The organism is Bacteroides sp. K03 (assembly GCF_019734355.1).
Taxonomy (GTDB): Bacteria; Bacteroidota; Bacteroidia; order Bacteroidales; family Bacteroidaceae; genus Bacteroides; species Bacteroides nordii.
The window spans coordinates 21,953-41,698 of the sequence record NZ_JAASHC010000011.1 but is presented as its reverse complement, the minus strand read 5'-3'; the positions used below and the strand labels follow the sequence as shown (position 1 = coordinate 41,698).

The 19,746-nt window shown below is 42.9% G+C and carries 15 protein-coding genes; 7 read left to right on the top strand and 8 right to left on the bottom strand.

Annotation, left to right across the window (positions count from 1 at the left end):
* The 3 genes from HCG69_RS09855 to HCG69_RS09845 form a co-directional block, all read right to left on the bottom strand.
* Positions 1-1,461, bottom strand: a complete 1,461-nt coding sequence (locus tag HCG69_RS09855; protein ID WP_221649910.1) for an ATP-binding cassette domain-containing protein — start codon at positions 1,459-1,461, stop codon at positions 1-3.
* Between the two features lie 63 nt (positions 1,462-1,524).
* Positions 1,525-2,424, bottom strand: coding sequence for an HlyD family secretion protein (locus HCG69_RS09850; protein WP_221649909.1), 900 nt, complete (start codon positions 2,422-2,424; stop codon positions 1,525-1,527).
* Between the two features lie 12 nt (positions 2,425-2,436).
* Complete coding sequence (locus tag HCG69_RS09845; protein ID WP_221649908.1) at positions 2,437-3,693, bottom strand: TolC family protein; 1,257 nt, start codon at positions 3,691-3,693, stop codon at positions 2,437-2,439.
* Positions 3,694-3,884: 191 nt separating this feature from the next.
* Between HCG69_RS09845 and HCG69_RS09840 the strand changes: the two genes are divergently transcribed.
* Both HCG69_RS09840 and HCG69_RS09835 read left to right on the top strand, forming a co-directional pair.
* On the top strand, positions 3,885-4,775 hold the full coding sequence (locus HCG69_RS09840) for a helix-turn-helix domain-containing protein (protein ID WP_221649907.1): 891 nt from the start codon (positions 3,885-3,887) through the stop codon (positions 4,773-4,775).
* Positions 4,776-4,916: 141 nt separating this feature from the next.
* Positions 4,917-5,465: a 30S ribosomal protein S16 gene (locus tag HCG69_RS09835; RefSeq protein ID WP_221649906.1), complete on the top strand. Its 549-nt coding sequence runs from the start codon at positions 4,917-4,919 to the stop codon at positions 5,463-5,465.
* 445 nt (positions 5,466-5,910) lie between these two features.
* Here the strand turns inward: HCG69_RS09835 and HCG69_RS09830 are convergent, their stop codons facing one another.
* The 5 genes from HCG69_RS09830 to HCG69_RS09810 form a co-directional block, all read right to left on the bottom strand.
* Positions 5,911-6,621, bottom strand: coding sequence for a DUF3784 domain-containing protein (locus HCG69_RS09830; protein WP_221649905.1), 711 nt, complete (start codon positions 6,619-6,621; stop codon positions 5,911-5,913).
* A gap of 66 nt (positions 6,622-6,687) precedes the next feature.
* The gene (gene bla / locus HCG69_RS09825) at positions 6,688-8,712 is read right to left on the bottom strand and encodes a class A beta-lactamase, subclass A2 (RefSeq protein WP_221649904.1); all 2,025 of its coding nucleotides are present in this window, start codon (positions 8,710-8,712) and stop codon (positions 6,688-6,690) included.
* Between the two features lie 23 nt (positions 8,713-8,735).
* The gene (locus HCG69_RS09820) at positions 8,736-9,410 is read right to left on the bottom strand and encodes an HAD family hydrolase (RefSeq protein ID WP_221649962.1); all 675 of its coding nucleotides are present in this window, start codon (positions 9,408-9,410) and stop codon (positions 8,736-8,738) included.
* Entirely contained in the window at positions 9,410-10,603 is a 1,194-nt protein-coding gene (locus tag HCG69_RS09815; RefSeq protein WP_221649903.1) for a glycosyltransferase family 87 protein, read from the bottom strand. Before HCG69_RS09815 ends, HCG69_RS09820 begins: the two co-directional genes overlap by 1 nt.
* 35 nt (positions 10,604-10,638) lie before the next feature.
* Positions 10,639-11,586 carry a glycosyltransferase family 2 protein gene (locus HCG69_RS09810; RefSeq protein ID WP_221649902.1) on the bottom strand — a complete coding sequence of 316 codons (948 nt, stop codon included), beginning with the start codon at positions 11,584-11,586 and terminating at the stop codon, positions 10,639-10,641.
* Between the two features lie 291 nt (positions 11,587-11,877).
* Here HCG69_RS09810 and HCG69_RS09805 point away from each other — a divergent pair, with 291 nt between their 5' ends.
* From HCG69_RS09805 to HCG69_RS09785, 5 genes are all read left to right on the top strand, one after another.
* A complete protein-coding gene (locus tag HCG69_RS09805) occupies positions 11,878-13,140 on the top strand; it encodes a TolC family protein (protein ID WP_221649901.1) in 1,263 nt (420 codons plus the stop codon).
* 43 nt (positions 13,141-13,183) lie between these two features.
* Positions 13,184-14,239 carry an efflux RND transporter periplasmic adaptor subunit gene (locus tag HCG69_RS09800; RefSeq protein WP_255585741.1) on the top strand — a complete coding sequence of 352 codons (1,056 nt, stop codon included), beginning with the start codon at positions 13,184-13,186 and terminating at the stop codon, positions 14,237-14,239.
* Between the two features lie 15 nt (positions 14,240-14,254).
* On the top strand, positions 14,255-17,380 hold the full coding sequence (locus HCG69_RS09795) for an efflux RND transporter permease subunit (RefSeq protein WP_221649899.1): 3,126 nt from the start codon (positions 14,255-14,257) through the stop codon (positions 17,378-17,380).
* Between the two features lie 320 nt (positions 17,381-17,700).
* The gene (locus tag HCG69_RS09790) at positions 17,701-18,378 is read left to right on the top strand and encodes a response regulator transcription factor (RefSeq protein ID WP_221649898.1); all 678 of its coding nucleotides are present in this window, start codon (positions 17,701-17,703) and stop codon (positions 18,376-18,378) included.
* 27 nt (positions 18,379-18,405) lie between these two features.
* Entirely contained in the window at positions 18,406-19,746 is a 1,341-nt protein-coding gene (locus HCG69_RS09785; protein ID WP_221649897.1) for a HAMP domain-containing sensor histidine kinase, read from the top strand.

The following is a 19,746-nucleotide window of genomic DNA, read 5'->3' as shown; positions in this document are numbered from 1 at the left end:
TTAATCTGCTTTACGAACGGCCTTACGAGCCAATTGTTGAAATACGTCATCCATTGTTTGAGTATGGAATTTCTCTTTGAGCCCACGGGGAGTATCAAGAGCTTCAATACGTCCATCCACCATAATAGAAACACGGTCACAATACTCAGCCTCATCCATATAATGAGTGGTCACAAAGACAGTTATACCACGATCGGCAGCCTGATAGATAAGTTCCCAGAATTGACGGCGGGTAGCAGGATCTACTCCCCCGGTCGGTTCATCCAGAAAAACAATCCTCGGTTCATGGAAAATAGAGACTGAAAAGGCCAGCTTCTGTTTCCATCCCAGGGGAAGGCTTTTCACAAGCGTCTCACGTTCGGCAGTAAAACCAAGACGTTCCAATAATTCATCCGTTTTATTAGCTATCTCCCTCTCTTTCATACCATATATACCGGCAAAAAGACGAATGTTTTCCCAGACTTTAAGATCCTCGTACAAAGAAAACTTCTGACTCATATAGCCTATATTTTTCTTAATTTCTTCAGACTGAGTGAAAAGATCAAATCCGGCTACCCTACCACTACCGGAAGTCGGTTTACTTAGTCCGCAAAGCATACGCATAGCAGTCGTCTTTCCGGCACCATTAGCACCCAGGAAACCAAAAATTTCACCACGGTTTACCTGAAACGAGATATGATCTACAGCAGTAAACGTACCAAAACGCTTACAGAGATTATCAACTTCGATAACAGTTTCGCCTTTATGACGTAACTCCTCCCGTTCCAATCCCGGTGGACACAGGATATGGGCAAATTGCCGGAGGATGTGTTCCGGAGTATCAATGCCATGTATTTGTCCTTCGTTGATAAATGCGATCCGGTCACACTGACGGGCTTCATCCATGATAGGCGTAGAGGCTATAATAGTAATCCCCTGCTCTTTGAGACGACGCAGCATTTCCCAGAATTCTTTACGGGAAACGGGATCGACTCCGGTAGTAGGTTCATCCAGAAAAAGAATATCCGGTTTATGTATCAAAGCACAGCTCAATGCAAGCTTCTGTTTCATTCCCCCCGACAATGCTCCTGCACGACGTTTCTTAAAAGGTTCTATCTGTTGATAGATATCTTTCACCAAATCATAATTTTCTTCTATTGTAGTGTGAAAAACGGTAGCAAAAAAGTTCAGATTCTCTTCCACCGTCAGGTCCTGGTAAAGTGAAAACCTGCCGGGCATATAGCCTACTTTCCGGCGAATCTCTTTATAATCTTTCACCACGTCCGCCCCACCTACAGTAGCCGTACCTTCATCGGCAAGCAATAAAGTAGTAAGTATACGAAAAAGTGTACTCTTCCCTGCCCCGTCCGGACCAATAAGTCCAAAAAGTTCACCGGGTTTCACAGCAAAAGAAACTCCACGAAGCGCCTCCACCTTCCCATAACGTTTGCTTATATTATCTACCACTACTTCCATCTCCATCTCCTAACTTTTTCTATTTCCCTCAACTTTCAACTCTCATTTTCAACTTTCAACTTTCCATTTTCAATTAAAACAAACTCCTCCATACATCCCTATCTTCAGGTACCCGTCATTCTTCACAGCTATTTTCACTGCATATACCAGATTAGCACGTTCATCTTTGGTAAGGATAGTCTTTGGGGTAAACTCCGAACGGTCAGATATCCAGGTAACAACTCCGGGATACTCTTTCCGGATATCATTACCGTAGTCTGAAAACACAGCCACCTTTTGTCCGAGTTTCACCTGTGAAAGCTGTTCAGAGCTTATATAGGCACGAATATACATCTGTTCCATATCCGCCACTTTAAACAAGGGTTTCCCCATAGTAGCCAGTTCACCGACTTCGGCATATTTGGCAAGAACCGTTCCATTAAGAGGAGATGTAATATGACATTTCATTAATTGATCTTCTATCTGTGCCACCTGAATACCCACCGAAGAACTTTGCCACGTAAGGCTTTGCCGGCTATTGAGCAAGGTTGAACCCTGGGCAATCAATTGCCGTTGAAGTACAGAGAGATGTGCATCCGCATCATCCAGTTGTTTTTGATTCGCAGCTCCCGCCTTCAACAGATTTTCAACACGGTGTTTCTCACGTTCGGCAGTGACAATCTGTTCTTTCAAAGCAGCCACCTGTTTCAGGATATCAGGTCGCTGATCTTCTACTGACTTCACATTAGCTTCCAATTGTATCTTCTTCAGATAAAGCTGAACAGTATCTACAAGTCCCACCTGCTGACCGGCTTTCACTGGTGTGCCTTCTTCTACTTCCAGGCTCAATAATTTACCGGCCGCTTCGGAAGAAACAAGTACTTCGGTTGTTTCAAATGTTCCGGTAGCATCATAATCGGGGCTACCGCTTCCACAAGCAGCAGCTATGAACAGTAGGGAAGAAAATCCTATAAATTTCATTCGTTTCATAACAGGGCTATTTTATAAATTAATAGTATATTTTAGTTTCCAGATATTCATCAGCAATTGAATTTCGTGCAGAGCTTTGGTTTGCCGTGCCATACTCTCTGAAGTAATCTCACGTAACAGATCCGTAACAGTCAGTGTACCGTTTGCCACTTTTGCTTCAGCTGCCAGGCGGATATTAGTGCGCAGACGAATAATCTCTTCATCATCCTGCATCTGTTTCCGCATAGAAACAATGCCACTGTTTTGTTGGGTAGCTTGCAGGCGGGTATTAAAAAGAAAGACATCCCGGTTGTTTTGCAATTGCTGCTTATTGGTCGATATCAGTTTTTTATCATTTCGCAGCGTATATAGACTCCCGAAGTTCCACGACAACCGTACTCCTGCTACATAAAAAGGAGAAAACTCATCTTTCAGCATATTCAATCCGGGGTTGCCATAAGCTCCCTGCACAAAAAAACCGAAACGAGGCATATAACCTGTTTTCAATGCTTCTTCCTGTATTTGCAAACGTTGATTTTGTGCATCAAACCACGTCAGTTCCGGACGGCGTATATCTCCCCAAGGAGATATCTCACTTTCCAAAGGCTTCTTCAACTTGGTGTTTTCCGTCAGATCCTCCCCTGTCAGTAATGCCAGCATCTGTACATAAGCCTGTCTCGAAGCAGAAAGCTCCACCCGCTTCTGACGGGTATTCAACTGTTCCACTTTCACAGCATCAAGATCAGACTGACTGGCTATTCCATTCTCCATATAAGCACTGATCTGCCGGAAACTACGCTCCAGTTCGTCTTGCAAAAGCCGGTTTTGTATAAGCTGTTCGTCCAACAGGAGAATGCTGAAATACAATTGATCTACTCTCTCATTCAGAGCATACATATCTACATTCAACTTCTCCCGGTCCACATCAGAAGACGCAAGGACCATCTCTTTTTTAGTATGTATCTCTCCACCATCCCAAATGTTCTGTTTCAGCTCTAACATTACCTGATATTGATCCTTGGGCTGACCTTTAATATCTATTCCGGGAATTTTCACAGGAAGTTCGGTCACATCACTCTGATAACTGGCCTTTGCCGAAAGGGCAAACTGCGGCAGATATCCTTTCAAAGCATTATTCAGATTGTACTCTTTAGTTTTTTCTATAAGACCATACTGCCTCACTAACGGATAGTTGTCCTGCGTTTTCTGCCGACACTCTTCCAAAGTTATCTGTCCGTACATACACGATACAGCCAGCAGAAATGATAATGAAAGAATCATTCGTTTCATATTCTTCTTCTCTATTAATTTCTTTTTTGCAAAGATAGGCAAATAGAACATGCAACCAGGTTCCAATAGTTTGCAATGATGTCCCATTAGTTCGATAATGAACAGATTTGAATAAAATTCACCTGTAGATTACAATGTAGTCTTATCTTCATATTGTATCTTTGTGAAAAATACAACAACTCCTGTCTGTTATGGAAGAAAAGAATAAGCCTCTCGAACTGGCACTCGACTTACTAAAACATACCCAAATTGCACGTAATAATGAGTATAGGTATATAAATCCCGATTTTGGTATCGTCATTAGTTTTGCCGGATTAGATAGTTATCTCTTTAAAATAGGACAACCCTACCGCACCAAAGAGGGACGGATCATCCGTGCCTTACGAGGAAGGGCCCGTATATCCGTCAATCTGATAGAATACGATGCTTTTCCGGAAATGATAATTGTCACCCCACCGGACTCTATCATTCAGGTGATAAGCTTTTCTCCCGACTATGATTTTCAAGTGATTGTAGCAAGCAACAACTTTTTGTCTGTTCCACACAGAGAAGATCTGACCGATTCATATATGAAACAAGGTATCGTGATAAAACTGACAGATAAAGAATGGAACGAAACGGGAATGTACTTCTCACTGATCTGGGAAACAGTACAAGAATCCACCTTCCGGAAGGAAGTAATACAACATCTGCTTACGGCTCTTCTATATAATATAAGGTATATACAGAAAAAGAACCAAAGCAGCATTAGCCAATTACCATCACACCAGGAAGAATTATTCCGTCGGTTTATTGCCCTGGTCAATGAATACAATAAAAAAGAGCGTACCGTAGGTTTCTATGCAGATAAACTCTGCCTTACCCCCCGCTATCTGAATACCGTTATACGGCAAGTAAGCCAACAGACGGTAATGGAATGGATTAACCAGGCCGTCACGCTCGAAGCCCAGGTCTTACTGAAACATAGTAACTTAATGGTTTATCAAATTGCCGATGAATTAAATTTTCCCAATCCTTCTTTTTTTTGCAAATTCTTCAAAAGAAGAACGGGAATGACACCACAGGAATATCAGAAAAAATAGAAACAGCCCTACATCGGAATCCGCATATTGCAAATAATCAGTAAGATACTTTGCCAGTTCAAACAAAAGCCGTATCTTTGCGCCCGCTATTACGAGTTAGTAGCATTAATTCAAATCATTAATTAAAAACATTTATTTAAAATGGCAACCAAAATCAGATTGCAAAGACACGGACGTAAAAGTTACGCGTTTTATTCAATTGTAATTGCAGACAGCAGAGCACCACGTGATGGTAAATTTACAGAGAAGATTGGTACTTACAACCCGAACACCAATCCTGCTACAGTAGATTTGAATTTCGACGCTGCATTGGCATGGGTATTGAAAGGTGCACAACCTACCGATACTGTACGTAACATCCTTTCTCGTGAAGGTGTTTACATGAAAAAACATCTCCTTGGCGGTGTAGCTAAAGGCGCATTTGGCGAAGCTGAAGCTGAAGCAAAATTCGAAGCTTGGAAAAACAACAAGCAGACAGGACTTGCTACTCTGAAAGCTAAAGAAGATGAAGCTAAAAAAGCAGAAGCAAAAGCACGTTTAGAAGCTGAAAAGAAAATAAACGAAGCAAAAGCGAAAGCATTGGCAGAAAAGAAAGCTGCTGAAGCTGCTGAAAAGGCTGCTGCTGAAGCACCTGCAGAAGAAGCTGCTGCTCCGGCAGAAGAGGCTCCTGCTACTGAAACTGCTGAATAATAGTAAGCAAATTCACCAAAATGGGATTAAAACTATAAGGTCCTCTCCGGCTTGCCGGGGAGGATTTTTTGTGCTTCCCGCACGGAGAGGTTCGGCAGGCGATGACAGGGAGAGATGTTTATAAAAGATAGTTGCCAAAATAATAAGTAAGTGGGTTTGCTAAAACGAAGATAAAAAAGAGGGCAACAGGAAAAATATTAAAGAGAAAGAAACACATCATTCATTTTCAGCGTTTTAAAACACTATTTATTGGAAGCAAAAGTACGTACTTTAAAACACAAGAAGTACGTACTTAATGGGCAATTAAATATGTACTTTTTCTGTGGTAAAATACGTATTCTTACATCTTAAAAGTACGTACTTCTATCGGTATGAGAAATAGGATTCCGAAAAGGCATTAACATTGTTAATTCATGCCCCTGTTTACAAACCTTATCATCTACTTTTAATGGATCCACTTCTTCAACTCCTTATACAAAGCTTCTGTGATTTCACTGTTCTTCGAATTAAAGAATATCTCCTTACCTGTATTCTCCGTAAACATAATATAGGGTTTGCTGTGTGAAGAGAGTAATAGCAGACAGTTACCTCCGTCTTTCAGCTTGAACCACCCTTTACTTATACCACCAATAGAAAGACCATTAAGACGAAGCCCGATATCAGGAAGAGAGTCTATCAAACAAATTCCGATTATCTCTTCCAATGTTCTGGACGTGCCATACATTCCCGTAAAAATCAGCTTATCCTCCTTTATCTTTATAGTTGCCGGATTCATACCATATGCTATAAATGCAGTAATCACCGCAATAGTAAGCACACTAATAGCAACCACATACTTCGTACTTTTCCTGGGAGGATTATGATCAAATTTATTTGCCTTGATTATCAGATACGGAATATAGAGTATAGGCAGAAGAATGCAATAACTGGCCCAGTCTGCATGCCCTACCCCAAGGCAGGCATAATAAGTAAGTAAAGGTACGGTTCCCATTCCCACCAGACTATAACACATAAAAGTAGACAACCCTTTGACATCTACATTTTCTTTCTCTTCTTTAGACATTGTATTATATCCTGCAATAAGAATCGGGAAGCGCTTTACGAGTACCCCGAGCCCAATAAGGATGAAAGCTGTAATCAACACTGTAGTTTCCATAATCAAGTTTATTAACTCATTTCCACATCAACGAAAATCCCTTATTTTGTCTCCGAAAGATAAGAATTATTCTTCAGAAAACAGGTAAATTTGCTCTTTTCCTTGCAAATCGACTACCTTGAGTGACTTTGCACGCGAACTACGTAGTTTCAACAAGGCACAAAAGTCATCTTCTACATTATATCCGTTGACCTCTTTCACAACGAATCCTCTTCGTACTCCTATCCGGTAGGCCTTTGAGTTTTCCCACACCAACCCGATTTTGATCCGACCTTCTTCGGGGATAAATGAAATACCGGAAACACCGGTATCAGGCAGCATTACTGACGAAATACCGTCATACGGTATGAAAAGATATTGCTTTCGGGGAAAATCAAGAATCATCTGCCCATAGTTAAGCAAACCGGCTCCGACACGCGAAGTAACCCCTGTATGTGTTTCTGTCATCACATTCCTGAAAGTGACCGGACCGATCTTCATCCAGTCAAACCTCAAACGATAACGCAAAGTATCCCGGCCAGCACCTGTTATGCCAATAGAAGAAGCTCCATAAGCACAGTCCGTCACACACCGTTCTATCTTTTTAGGCATACGATTCTTCAACAGAACAAATACCTCATCGCAAAGGTCATAAAGTTCCGGAGCTCCCGTATCAAAAAGTACTCCGGTCTCCTGCAATCTACGGAATAGCTTTATATCCAGAAGGGGACAGTTTGCTATCACCTTCATCCGTCTCCGTTTTCCTTTCTCTGCCTTAAAATGATTTTTCCTGTCTGTCAGGATCAGGCGTTGGTTTCCGGTATCTATCTTAACCGATAAATTCTGCAAAATCTCACTTCCTATCAGCCCGTCTACTCCTTCACAGTTGAAAAGACTATTCTCATTCATATCCCAAAGGGTAGCCGGATAATGATTGAAATGCAGGTTTCCTAAACGCAACTCCCTTACATCTACCATGTTTACAGCAATACGTACGCCGTTGGCATCACGTGCACTATCTCCTCTATAAGTATCTTCGCCACTTAACAACTCTTTATTCAGAAGTAAAGAGGAAGCACCGGTATCAAAAAGAAATTTCCGCTCAGTGCCATTTACTGAAGCGGAAATTAAAATACGATTCTGAGAAAACTCAAAAGGGATGGTATCGGCAAAATTCTTTTCGCTGGTATAAGGAATTTTTCGCTCTTTGGGTGCATTGTAATATTCATATACTTTTCGGGATATCTCGGAAATAAGAGCTGCATTCGTTTTGTCATCTTCTCTGGAATCTGTCACAAACACTGCTATACTATATTGCCTCCCATCCGGCAAGCGGACAAATCCCATGTCATTATCTCCCGCTTTCAACCCCGATTCGTTTCTGCCGGAAGAGCCCGTCTTATGCCCAAATACAACCTCTTGGGGTAATCCGGCTTTTAACTTATCGTTTCCTGTAACAGTTCCTATCATTAACTTCTCTAAAAACTCTTTATAGCCGGAATGCCGAAACAATGTTTCTGTACGAAACTTCTCCATCACCTGAACGGCTGCAAGCGGTGTAGTCCAGTTGAGATACTGATATTCAAAAGCTTCATTCAGCTTCTCTTCATTTGCCTCAATCTTAAAATCTTCTATACCCAACGTGCGAACATATTCATCGACCACTCCCGTACCACCTATATAACGAAGCAAAATGTCACAGGCGTTATTATCACTCTCCGATATGCTGTACCGCAATAATTCTCCCACAGAGATATTAAACTCTCCCTCGGGGCGGGCATCTCTCAAAGGACTATAAGTATCGGGCAGCAGATCTGCTTTGCGAACATATATTTCTGTTTCCAAAGGCAACTGCCGTGTATCGAGAGATTTCATCACCGCCAATGCCTGATGAAACTTAAAAACACTCATCAAAGGGTAATGATGCTGATTGTTGTAAGTGAATGTCTCCCGCCCTTCAAACACAACAGCCACTCCTACCTTTGCCTGTTTTCCTTGCAACAAGATGTCAAGCTCTTTTGTCAAAGGATGTTGTGCTCTTACGTAAGGCAATATTAAAAGCAGACACACCATCAGCAAGCCCCGCACAAGAACAGTTCTTTTTGTATCCATTACTCCCTCCTGTTTATTTTCTGTTACTTCAATAAAAGCTCTCCCAAGTCTGCAATGTCCTCCACAATATAATCTGCTCCGGCTTTCGTCAGCTCCTCTCTGTCACCATATCCATAAAGTACACCGATTGAATCAATGCCTACTGCCTTTGCACCTATGATATCATGCTTCCGGTCACCAATCATCACCACACGGTTCAGATCCGTAATTCCGTTCTCATGCAACACATATTCTATCACCTCTGCTTTCGTATGTCGTGAACCATCCAGACCACTGCCACCAACAAAAGAAAAACAACCGTCCAAATGAAAATGTTCCAAAATAAGCCGGGCAAAAACATCCGGTTTGGAAGTTGCCATCATCAACTGATATCCTTGTTGACGGGTCTTTTCCAGAAGTTCGGCAATGCCGGGATACACCTCATTCTCATAAAGCCCTGTCTCCGAATACCGTTCCCGGTATTTTTTCACTGCCTCCTCTGCCTGTGCTTCCGTAAACTGATAGAACTCCATAAAAGAATCTTTCAGCGGAGGGCCGATAAAAGGACACAATTCCCGAAGGTCGTTCACAACAATACCGAAGTGATTGAGTGCATAGTCTACAGAGCGGGTAATGCCCTGCATAGGATCAGTAACGGTACCATCCAGATCGAAGAAGAGATACCGGTATTTAGCGGATAAATTATTATTCTGTTTCATCATCTTTTTGACGGACGAAGATAAGGCAAAAGAGTGGCAAAAACAAATGAAGAGCAAAACGTTATCCAAACCATCCGAAACCAGGTGATTGTGAATATCCAGATATTAAGAGTCGTAGTCAGGAAAAAGAAACGCCACACTACACCTGGGCAGAATAAATCTATCGGCATCAATCCTAACACAATCAGATTACTGTAATACAGTATTTTATCTATCCGGGAAGGCTGACGGCTATAATACCACAACATATATCCCAGGAGTGCTATTACGTAAGTGTGATACTCCGATGAGGTACCGAAAAGAATAACCCATCCCATTAATATACCAAGTGCCTGTACTCTAAATGCAAAATCCTTGTATTTAGACCGGTTTACTAAAACCAAAAAAGCCAATAGAACTATAGCAAAGATCTGAGCTATTGTAGTCCATGCAGGCGGTTGCGAAAAGAATGGCTTCAGATAGAAGAAGGTATGAAAAACACGAAGCGTTTTCTGATGTGCCAACCCGTTAAACCAATGTTCATAATATCCAGACAACTCCATAACAGGTATTTTTATCAATGGTACAAAAATATATAGGGCTGCAATTAATGCAACATACCCGAAGTTTTTCCACACTTTAGGATAAAACAACAACATTCCCAACTGAAAAATGCCATAGATCTTAGTAAATCCGGATAACAATATAATCAAAATAGCCGGCAGATACTTACCACGCTCCAGCAAAGAAAATGAAAAGAGAAAGAAATAAGCAACACTGACATTGTACTGAAATGACAGTAACGTCGTTGCTAAAATAGGCAATGTATACAGGAATATCTTGCATTTTGTCTCCTTGGTATATTTATCCGGTAATGTAAATATAGAAATAAAATAGAGCGTAAAATTCACTAAGTTCCACACAAAAGGCGCAAGCCATGAAGGCAGATAAGCAAACGGGCTAAAGAGTATGTTAAACAAAGGCCCATAAAGAAACACATCGTGTCCTTTTTCTTCCGCCCATGTTGCTCCGTATGGAATAATACCATTCCAGAAGTCTCTGGTGGCATCACTAAATATCATAAAGTTATACTGTCTGCCACGTGCTACTTCCGAAAACGTAAGGGCAGCCGTCAGAATAAAGCCAATTGTAAACCATAGATTAGTCTTTGCAAAAAGATTGCTACCAACTATTTGCTTCTTAAATATGTACATGATTATCTGTGTGTGTTTAAAAGTTGAAAATCAGATCAGTTTGTTTCTTCAATGTTTGTACTGTATTCATTTATATAATAGACAGGCCTTTTCTTCGTTTCAGAAAAGACAATACCTAAATATTCGCCTATAATCCCTAACGCGAGTAACTGAATTCCTCCTAAAAAAAGAATAACACTCATTAATGATGGATAACCTGATACAGGATCTCCCCAAATAGCAGCCCGTACAACAACAGTTATTAAATAGACGAATGCCGTGAAAGATACTATGACGCCAATTAACGATACAATACGCAAAGGAGTTTTGGAAAACGAAGTAAAACCTTTAATTGCCAGATTAGTCAATTTCCAATAATTCCATTTGGTACAACCTGCCGCTCTTGCATCCCGCTCATAATATATAGGTTTCTTTTTAAGGCCAATGTAAGAAAACAGCCCTTTCATATTCCGCTCATTTTCTTTCAATTGCCGCAGAGCATCAATAGCCCGTTTACTAAACATCCTATAATCACCTGTATCTTCTTGGATAGGAATATCCGACATCGTTTTTAATAATCTATAGTATAGCTTGGAAGTGGCTTTCTTTAAAAAGGATTCTCCTTTCCTATTAGAGCGCTTTGCATACACATCGTCATATCCCTGCTCTATTTCCTTAAACATTTCAAGAATCAATTCGGGAGGATCCTGTAAATCGGCATCAATGATGACCAATGCATCACCTCTTATATAGTCAATACCGGCAGCCATTGCAATCTCCTTTCCGAAATTACGTGATAAATCAACCAAAGACACCCGTTTGTCTTTCTTTTGAACCTCCTTCATCAAAAGCAGAGAGTTATCTTTACTGCCATCATTCACAAACAGTATTTCAGATTTACAGGGTAGCTTTGAAAGTACGCAACTCAGTCTCTCATAGAGTAATAAGAAACACTCTTCTTCGTTATAGACAGGTACCAGTACACTTAGCATATTTATATCCATGATGAGTTATTACATTTATTGTTCAGAAGTCTATTATCATAGTGTTTATTTTGCACCGAAATATAGACAATATCTCCTAAACTACACAACCTTTTTATCATAAAAAAAATTAACTACCAAACAAATAATTCACTTTATAATAATCTCTTTAACATGTCAATAAAAACTCTGTATACAGAGTAACAAACCTATTTCTAATCACTTTCTAATCTCAGCTAAGTGTTTTATAATCACCTTTAGAGTGCCTTTCGAAGAGAGAGCCTTACTTTTGTCCGCAAATTAAAAGTAAGAATGAAAAGGCTGATTATTATTTTATTTTTCTCTTCTATCTACGGACTCCCGCATGCACAGGAATCTCCTTTGCAGTTATCACTGAAAGATGCAGAAAAGATGTTTCTGGAACGTAACCTGTCATTAATTGCCGAACGATATAATATCGACAAGACACAGGCACAGGTGACTCAGGCACGGTTATTTGACAATCCCGTAATCTCACTTGAACAGAATGTATACAACCGACTGAACGGCAAGTACTTTGATGTAGGAAAAGAAGGAGAAGCCACTGCCGAAATAGAACAGGTTATCAACCTTGCCGGACAACGTAATAAACGGGTACGGCTGGAAAAGGTAAACAAGGAAATAGCCGAACATCAATTTGAAGAAGTATTGCGTACCCTGCGAAGCGAACTGAACAAGACTTTTGTTGAAATATGTTTCTCCACCCGCTCTATCGGGATATACGACAAAGAGATCGAATCTCTCAGCCTGTTGATGAAAGCCTTCAGAGAGCAGCAAAATAAAGGTAACATCTCTCTGCTGGAGAGTTCACGAATGGAATCTTTACTGCTATCGCTCCGTAAAGAGAAGAATGAACAGGAAAACAACCTCGTGAACTTGCGTGGTGAGCTAAACTTGTTGTTAAGCCTCCCTGCCGGACAGGAGATAAATCTACTGCTGGATGATGATATTCTGAAACAAGTGGATACGGCTGCCGTTCCTTTTGCGGATATGGATAATATGCTTTCTGTCCGTCCTGATCTGAAAATGGCCCATAGCAGTGTTACGGCTGCCAAAGCGAACCTGAAGTTACAGCGTTCCATGGCAGCACCGGAGTTTTCAATCAAAGGTATGTATGACCGCGCCGGAAACTTCATCAACAACTACTTCGCCGTAGGAGTGAGCGTCTCCGTCCCTATCTTCAACCGCAACCAGGGAAACATTAAATCGGCTAAAATCGATATTATGCAAAACGGAAAGGAAGAAGAATATGCCATAGAGAAGGCACGCATGGAGCTATATGCTGCTTATAGCCGGCTACAAAAAGCAGTAGAGTTGTACCGGTCTTCCAATGACGAACTGGAGCACAACTTCGGACGCCTTATCGAAGGAGTAAATGCAAACTTCCGGAAACGGAACATCAGCATGCTTGAATTCATCGACTATTATCAAAGCTACAAAGAAACCTGCCTGCAACTGTATGAGCTCAAAAAAGATGTATTCCTCGCTATGGAGAACTTAAACACAATTGTCGGACAAACTGTATTTAACTATTAGAATCAATATGAACCGTATCTTACTACCCGTTTGCCTCTGCGTCATGATACTGAGTGCTTGTGGCGGACAGACAGAAACTCCCAAAGAAATGTCTCAGGAGCTCTTCCTTACAGACAGTTTACAACACGTAGTATCGGTAGATACTCTACACGCACATGAAGTGACCGACGAGCTGACTCTCAACGGCAGGGTTACCTTCAATCAGGAACAAGTGGCACGTGTATTTCCTATTTTCGGAGGTACAGTGACTGAGGTCTCTGCCGAAATCGGCGATCATGTAAGCAAAGGTGATGTACTTGCCATCATCCGGAGTGGCGAAGTAGCCGATTATGAGAAACAAAAGAAAGAAGCGGAACAACAACTTATCATTGCCCGCCGTAACTTGCAATCTGTACAGGATATGTTTACCTCCGGCATGGCATCAGAACGTGATGTACTACAAGCCCGTCAGGAACTGAGCAATGCCGAAGCAGAAGAAAAGAGAATCACGGAGATCTTCTCCATCTATCATCTTGCCGGAAAATCGCTTTATCTGGTGAAAGCCCCGGTATCCGGTTTTATTGTAGAAAAGAATATCAATAAAGAGATGCAGATACGTTCGGACCAAAACGATGAGATGTTTACCATCTCCGGGTTGGAGAATGTATGGGTAATGGCAGACGTATACGAGAGCGACATCAGCAAGGTGCACGAAGGTGCTCCGGTACGCATCACTACTCTCGCCTACCCGGACAAAGAGTTCAGCGGAAAGATAGACAAAGTGTACAACATGCTCAACAACGAAAGCAAAACGATGAGTGTACAGGTAAAACTCACCAATGGAGATTATCTGCTGAAGCCGGGCATGTTTACCAATGTATGTGTGATAAGTAAAGCCTCCGATAAGAAACTGCCGCGCATAGACTCACACGCCCTTGTTTTTGAAAATGGAAAGAACTATGTAGTAGCAGCAGATGCCAACGGCAAACTCACTATAAAGGAAGTTGAAGTGTACCGCCAGCTAAGCAAAGAGTGCTATCTTTCATCGGGCATACAAGAGGGAGACCGAATCCTGAATAAAAATGTATTGCTGGTTTACAACGCATTGAATGCAGATTAAAAGGAGGAACAAACGATGCATAAGTTTATTGACAACATTGTAGCCTTCTCACTGAAGAACAAGTTTTTTATCTTTTTCTGCACCACGATAGCCGTCATTGCCGGCGTTGTATCTTTTAAGCATACCCCGATTGATGCCTTTCCGGATGTAACGAATACCAAAGTGACCATCATCACCCAATGGCCGGGACGCAGTGCCGAAGAAGTGGAAAAGTTCATCACTATCCCCATTGAGATAGCGATGAATCCGGTGCAGAAGAAAACAGATATACGCTCCACTACCCTCTTTGGACTGTCGGTTATCAACGTGATGTTCGAAGATCAGGTAGACGACTTCACCGCACGCCAGCAAGTGTACAATTTATTGAATGATGCTGACCTGCCGGATGGGATAACACCGGAAGTACAACCCCTCTACGGCCCTACGGGAGAGATATTCCGCTATACTTTGCGCAGTGATAAGCGAAACGTACGGGAACTGAAAACCATCCAGGACTGGGTGATTGAACGTAACCTCCGTTCGGTATCGGGCGTGGCGGATATCGTTAGTTTCGGCGGAGAGGTAAAGACGTTTGAAGTAAGCGTCAACCCTCACCAGCTTATTAATTACGGTATCACCGCGCTGGAGCTTTACAACGCCATTGCCAACAGTAATATCAATGTGGGTGGCGACGTGATCACCAAAAGTTCACAGGCATACGTAGTACGCGGCATCGGCCTCATCAACGACCTGGAAGAGTTACGGAACATCGTAGTGAAGAATATCAACGGCACTCCTGTGTTAGTACGCCATCTGGCAGATGTACACGAATCCTCCCTGCCTCGCCTGGGACAAGTAGGAAGAATGGATGAAGACGATGTAGTACAAGGTATCGTCGTAATGCGTAAGGGAGAAAACCCAGGAGAAGTGATTGATGCTCTAAAGACCAAAATAGAAGATATCAACAAGAATGTATTGCCCAAGGATGTACAGATTGTGCCTTTCTATGACCGCGAAAACCTTGTAAACCTCGCCGTACGAACGGTGACACATAACCTGATTGAAGGAATCCTGCTTGTGACCTTCATTGTACTGATATTCATGGCAGACTGGCGGACTACAGTGGTAGTGGCGGTAGTCATCCCGCTGGCACTGCTCTTTGCCTTTATCTGCCTGCGTGCCATGGGGATGTCGGCCAATCTCTTATCGATGGGAGCTATCGACTTCGGTATTATTATAGACGGTGCCGTGGTAATGGTGGAAGGGGTATTTGTGGCGCTCGATAAGAAAGCACGGGAAGTAGGAATGCCGGCTTTCAACCGTATGTCGAAAATGGGACTGATCCGCCATACAGCCAAAGACAAGGCAAAGGCTGTCTTTTTCTCCAAACTGATTATTATCACAGCCCTTATTCCTATCTTCTCTTTCCAGAAAGTAGAAGGCAAGATGTTCTCACCTCTCGCCTATACCCTCGGTTTTGCCTTGTTGGGTGCATTATTATTCACGCTTACACTGGTTCCGGTGATGTCGTCTATGTTATTAAAGAAGAATGTACGTGAAAAGAACAACTTCTTTGTCCGCTTCATCAACGAGAAAGCGAGCGCCCTGTTCAATAAATGCTATGCGCACCGCAAACTATCCATCGGGTTGGCAAGTATCGTGGCTGTTGTCGGATTGTGGATGTTTACTCTGTTAGGTACTGAATTCCTGCCACAGTTGAACGAAGGTTCTATCTACATCCGTGCTACCCTGCCACAAAGTATCTCGCTGAACGAATCGGTGAAACTCGCCAATCAGATGAGGCGCAAGCTCGCTGCTTATCCTGAGGTAAGGCAAGTGCTTTCGCAGACCGGACGCCCCAACGACGGTACGGATGCAACGGGGTTCTACAATATTGAATTTCATGTAGATATCTATCCGGAAAAGGAGTGGGAAAGCAAACGAAACAAGCTGCAACTGATAGATAAAATGCAGGATGACCTCTCACTCTATCCCGGTATCGACTTCAACTTTTCCCAACCTATCACGGACAATGTGGAAGAAGCCGCTTCGGGTGTCAAAGGGTCTATCGCCGTAAAAGTATTCGGCAAAGACTTGTACAAGTCTGAGAAGATAGCAGTAGAAATAGACAAAATACTCGCTACCGTGCAAGGTATCGAAGACTTGGGTGTCATCCGTAACATCGGGCAGCCGGAACTGCGCATTGAATTGAATGAGCAGAGCCTGGCACGCTACGGTGTAGCCAAAGAAGATGTACAATCCATCATCGAAATGGCCATTGGCGGCAAGTCGGCTTCATTGCTTTACGAAGATGAACGCAAATTTAACATCATGGTGCGGTACAAACCGGAATACCGCCAAAATGAAGAAGAGATAGGCAAGATACTGGTACCCACCATGAACGGTACCATGATACCCATCAAAGAGCTGGCAGAGATAAAGACCATTACCGGCCCTCTGCTGATATTCCGTGATAACCACACCCGCTTCTGTGCCGTGAAATTCTCCGTACGCGGACGGGATATGGGAACTGCCGTAGCCGAAGCACAGAAGAAAGTGAATGCCTCCATACATCTGCCCGAAGGCTATACACTGAAATGGACAGGAGACTTTGAGAACCAGCAAAGGGCTACGAAACGCCTCTCACAGGTAGTTCCGGTAAGCATTGCCATCATCTTTATCATCCTGTTTGTGTTGTTCTCCAACGCCCGGGATGCCGGACTGGTACTGCTGAATGTTCCTTTCGCCGCTGTTGGTGGCATTATCGCATTGCTCATCACGCACTTCAACTTCTCCATTTCGGCGGGTATCGGGTTTATCGCCTTATTCGGCATTTGCATTCAGAATGGTGTCATCATGATTTCGGATATCAAACATAACATACAGGCACGACTCCCCCTGCCCGAAGCGATCCAGACAAGTATGCGTTCCCGCATCCGTCCGGTAGTGATGACGGCAGCTATGGCAGCCATTGGCCTGATGCCGGCAGCTATGAGCCATGGTATCGGGTCGGAATCACAACGCCCGTTGGCTATTGTCATCATCGGCGGACTGATAGGAGCAACTTTCTTCGCCCTATTCATTTTCCCGCTGATTGTGGAAGTGGTATACGAAAAGATGCTGTATGACAAGGAGGGAAACCTGAATCAGAGGAAGTTATGAGCAGATTCACCACAAAAGGTATGGAAAGGAACGTACCCCGTAAACAAACCTACCGGAGGTCGTAGAGGAGGGATGTTTTACATGTACATGTAAAGCAGCATGACATGTACATGTGGAGCAGTACGACATGCACATGTCGTACTGTATTAGATGTACATGTAAAATAATCCACCCCACCGACAAACGGAAGGTACCTCAGTGACAAACCCTACGTTCCATACGGAACCTCACATCACAAGGTTCAAAAGAAAAAACGCCGTACCCCCTGTGTCCTCTGTTGTGAATCTCGTATATTTGCAAAATACTAAAACAACTCGTTCATGGCAAAGATATTATTGGTAGAAGATGAGATAAACATTGCCTCGTTCATCGAACGCGGATTACGGGAATTCGGGCACACAGTCACCGTAGCCCATGACGGCACTTCCGGCTGGGAACTGTTGCAGAATGAAGCATTCGACTTGCTGATACTGGACATTATCATGCCCGGAACAAACGGATTGGATCTATGCAGGCAATATCGCCAGAGAGAAGGGTATCAGACCCCCGTCGTCATGCTCACGGCATTAGGTACTACCGAAGACATCGTAAAGGGACTCGATGCCGGAGCAGATGATTATCTGGTAAAACCTTTCAGTTTTCAGGAGTTGGAAGCCCGTATCAAAGCACTGCTCCGCCGGGGTAAAGAGAACCCGGCATTACAACTCACCTGCAACGATCTTGTATTGGACTGTAATACCCGTCGTGCCCAGCGGGGAGAGTTCACCATTGACCTCACCGTAAAGGAATACCGCCTTTTAGAGTACTTTATGACACACCAGGGCACCGTTCTCTCGCGCCTTACGCTGTTGAAAGATGTGTGGGACAAGAACTTCGATACCAACACCAATGTGGTAGATGTCTACGTAAACTATCTGCGAAATAAGATAGATAAAGATTTCGAGACGAAACTCATTCATACGGTTGTGGGAATGGGGTACATCATGGGAATACAATAACAAAAAAGATGTAGGGAGGTACAAAAGATGAAAATAGAATCCAGGATAGCACTGTTTTATACCATCATCACCGTAGGAGCCATCACTGCGGTGGTTATGGTATTCTACTTTTTCACCTCCCGGTATATCAATCATCTCTACGACTCTTACCTGATAGAGAAAGCCTATCTGACTGCTCAGAAACATTGGGAAAAAGATGAGGTAGACGAATACAGTTACCGCGAAATTCAGCAGAAGTACAACGAGCTACTGCCACAGGCACAGGAAATATTGCTAAACATAGACAGTGTACCGATGGCTGTAAACGATTCTCTGAACAAATACCTCGACAGCAACCAGCAGGCACGCCTGTTCAAAGATCTCCCGGTCTCCTTCGTTTATGGCAAGCTGAGAGGCGCTGCACTCCACTACCCCGACAATGAAGGCGACTTTATTGTTTTGGTAATGGCAAACAATATCTATGGATACGAGATTCAAAAGCATATCCTTCTGCTCGCCGTATTCCTCCTGCTGATAAGCTGCGGCCTCATCTATCTCCTCGGAAGAATTTATGCCAACCGTATTCTGCGTCCTTTGCAGCACATCCTCAAAGAGCTGAAACGCATTCGTGGAAACAATCTGAATGTACGGATGAAAACCTTCGATAACAAAGACGAACTGGACGAACTTATCAGAACCTTGAATGAAATGCTGGACAGGATAGATACTGCGTTCCGGGCAGAAAAGTCATTCATCAGCAATGCCTCGCATGAACTGAATAACCCGCTCACCGCCATTCAGGGAGAATGTGAAATCAGCCTACTCAAAGAGCGCTCTGCTACGGAATACATAGACTCGCTGCAACGCATCTCCACAGAAAGCAAACGCATCACCCAACTGATAAAACACCTGCTTTTCCTCTCCCGCCAGGATGAAGATATATTGCAAAACGCCAGGGAAAAGATAGACCTCATTGTGCTCCTGCGCGACTTGTGCCTGCAATATCCACAGGTGACATTCAACACGAATGAGACAGCTGGAAACGTCCATATCACAGCCAACTTCTATCTGCTGCGCATCGCACTGCAAAACATAATAGATAATGCCCGAAAATACTCAAAAGCACAGGTAGACGTCAGTTTAAATATCCGTGAAGGTTGCCCGGTCATAGAGGTAAAAGACTATGGAATTGGCATTCCGGAGGAAGAAATACACCACATATTCCACTCCTTTTATCGGGCAAGTAATACACGCGAATATACAGGTCAAGGAATCGGACTGAGCCTATCTATGAAGATACTATCAGTATATGGTGGTAAAATAATAATAGATTCAGAAGTAAACAGCTACACAAAAGTAACAATAACCTTTCCGGACATATTAAAATAA